This window comes from Aquidulcibacter sp., assembly GCF_044346625.1.
Taxonomy (GTDB): domain Bacteria; phylum Pseudomonadota; class Alphaproteobacteria; order Caulobacterales; family Aquidulcibacteraceae; genus Aquidulcibacter.
The window spans coordinates 1-3,017 of sequence record NZ_JBIIYV010000154.1 but is presented as its reverse complement, the minus strand read 5'-3'; the positions used below and the strand labels follow the sequence as shown (position 1 = coordinate 3,017).

The window sequence follows — 3,017 nt, the reverse complement described above, 5'->3', positions numbered from 1 at the left end:
TGATGACAGGTGTTTGCCGCTGCCATGGGCACAATGCCAAAGCCTGCTGCCAATTCTTCCCATAAAGCTTGGCCACCGCCATGGTCGAGCCAGCCCATTTGCTCCATGGCTGTCATGCCGAAGGGCACGGCTGTAAAGAACGGATAGGCAGGGTTTTTGCCCTGCCAATAATAATCGGCTGAATGGTAGAGATCGGCAGAGCCTGTCGCCACGGCATCAAACACTTCAAACGCGCCAACCAACTCGCCAGCCGCATAAACTTTGATATCCAGCGTGCCGCCTGACAAGGCCAGCGCACGTTGTGCGATACGCTCTGCGCTCATGCCCAAACCTGGCATGCCTTTGGGCCAAGAAGTGACCATATTCAGCCGGACCGCCCCGGCAACCGCGCCCTGTGCAGCCGCTTTGCCCAGTGCAGCGGCACCCGCTCCGGCACCTGCAACGCGCGCAGCAGCAATGCCTGCGCCAGCACCCGATAGAGTGCCAATCGCTACGGCTGTGACCAAAGTTCGCCGATCCATAATGTCTACTTCCCCTTTAACATGTCTCGATCGGATAGGATCAAGTCTTTTTAGGAACCAATACAACTAATTAGCCTATTGCCCCAAGGTCCCGCGTCGACTGCTTATGGGTTGTTTTAGACTCACCATTAGCATCATGATCCACCATGCTTGCAATCGGCAAAGCGGTCAATTTTGCTTTAGCTATTTGTCATCCTCTCGTGCTTTGCCATGAGATCATTGAAGCTCACGGACGCCCAGAAGACTTGGTTGTGAAGGCGAGCATGTTTGGCTCTAGGTAACCCCGCTTCGAAGCGTCTGCCATTTAATCGGAGACTGTATTCGGCCCTGAACGTCAGCTTTCACCCCATCGCACGTCAAACCGGACAAACCCCTTTCGGCCAAAAGTCGCCGAAATACGGACCGTCTCAAGCGCGCCAAGGATGGATGTTTGGTGGTTGATGCCCGTTGATGGAAAGCTGACGCTGGTGGCGCTCACATTAGATGCACTTCATTTAGCATTAAGATCAGCCGATGACGCACAATCAGGCCAGTATTTTAGAGACTGAACTTTGGAGTCCAGCATAGGCCTGATGGATCAACGCTCCATCTGTCGCCTGAAGACCATCCGAGCGGGCATGGTGCAATCGGTGGGCACCAAAATTGGCAATCAGCTTAGTATAGCCATCGATGAGAATTTGCTTGGCCTCACCTGCCGCAGCTTCGATACTGGCTGCATACGGGACTTCAAAACCGGGTACGCCTTTCATGGCTTGGCGAAGAATTGGAAGAAAAGACTCATGGCCAAGCAAAAAGTGCTGAGCATCCATACTGGGCAAAGGTGCCAATAAACCTGGAGCCAGTTCATGCCAATCGCGCGCTGCGAAACTCGCACCAAGGTGAACCCAGAGGTCAACGTCTCCTGGAGGCGGCACCATTTGGGCGTTAAACTTCTTGCTGCCGAGATTCTCGAATTCATGACCAGTCATCGCGCCAAGTGTCACATCCAAGTTGGGATGGGCCCTTGCAAGCCAGTCCGCCAGCGCTAGGAAGGCGCTGACCCCGCTTCCCCGTTCCGCTGCGCAGGTAAACCAGCCACTGAGTGGCGTGGTTAGCACTATCTTTTTGCCCGCTCCAACTCTTCGACCAACCACATTATTAGCGATCCTGCGTCCGGTGCGGCCCTCCAGATAGAGCGTGGCTGACGCCCCATTTCTAGCGGCTTGAAGTACGGATTGAACGCCGCGCGAGCCGAGCACCAGAATGGGCATGGGTCGGTCTGCTGGCTCGTCCAACGCGTTAAGGGCTAAAGCTTCCCCAGAGGGGCCGTCGGTAACCACAATCAGCGCCCGTGGATTGGCCTCAGATGCGGCTTTGATTGAGCGCGCGATCATAGGCTGGAGCGCGCTGGAATGTCGACCAAAGGGCAACATGATAACAGCGATCTTCCCCGAGATCGCGCTTGGATCCTGATCCTCCCGCCACAGAATCAAGGGCGCACTTAGCCCATCTTTACCGGTAAGCGTGATGGGATGTTGGCCGATTCCGACGAACTCCGAACCATTTGAAAGCGTTACCGTCGCGCGAGCTTCATCAAAGAACGGCACGTCAATGGGTTGCAGGGAAACACGATAGCCAGAAGCGGAAATTCTGCTGGAAATCCACTGGACTGTGGCCTGATCGCCTGTCGATCCTGACTGATGGGTGCCAAAGGAAACATAGCGCTCTAAGTCTGCTTGGAAGTGTGCAGATTCGGCAGGGGGAGAGCCAGCACGTGTAACGCTTGGGACAAAGACGCACGAACTTCCGACAAGGGCAGAACGCCGCGTCGGAGTGAAATTTGACTTCGTGCCGCTCTGTTTCTTGTGCATCCAGATTATCCTCAAGCTAAGTAGATTTGGGATGAAAGCAGCTAGTTTCTCGCAAGCCCATTCACCACACCATCTGTTGGCAGAACCGCATCAAGTTTGTCTTTTCGGAAGTTCGCTTTGGGGCCAGATTTCGGCGACAATTCCATCAAGATATCTGTATCAGGCGCATATGGCTTCCAAGGCGGCAATCCGGCACAGCTAGGCGTTCCGGACTTAGCGAAAGCCACCCAGCAGGCCGAAATCATCACGCTAAAGTCCTTGTCTTCTTGGGTGAGCAAGCGGCTCGCAAGTGGCAATTGACCCCAGCTTCGAAAAATCTGTGGGATCTCGGACCCATGGCCCGCACCTGGCTGGCGATCCCGCCGGTTCTCCAAGATATAGTCGTAATGGTACAGGAACGAGGGCGCGCCATTTGCTGCTTGCCCAGCAATGAAGCGCGCCGGGCCAACGAATGTGGCATCGCCAAAGACTTGGCGTGCAAACTCTGCGTCCGAAATTCCCGCTCCGCCATAAGTGGCCCTCACGCTTGCTTCCCGATTGCCGAGAAACGCCGTGATAGCACGATCCGTTACATTAAGCGTCTCCATCACACTCGCTTCATTGCTATTGGCACCAATCAGCAAGGGAACATCGGTTGCTTGGCCCG

General features: G+C 55.0%; 3 protein-coding genes. All 3 read right to left on the bottom strand.

Annotated elements, in window-relative coordinates:
- The coding region (locus tag ACIQ20_RS16355; RefSeq protein ID WP_395782194.1) for a hypothetical protein at nt 1-521 on the bottom strand (521 nt) is incomplete at its 3' end.
- Between the two features lie 524 nt (nt 522-1,045).
- On the bottom strand, nt 1,046-2,371 hold the full coding sequence (locus ACIQ20_RS16350) for a hypothetical protein (RefSeq protein WP_395782192.1): 1,326 nt from the start codon (nt 2,369-2,371) through the stop codon (nt 1,046-1,048).
- Nucleotides 2,372-2,412: 41 nt separating this feature from the next.
- The coding region (locus tag ACIQ20_RS16345; RefSeq protein ID WP_395782190.1) for a carboxylesterase family protein at nt 2,413-3,017 on the bottom strand (605 nt) is incomplete at its 5' end.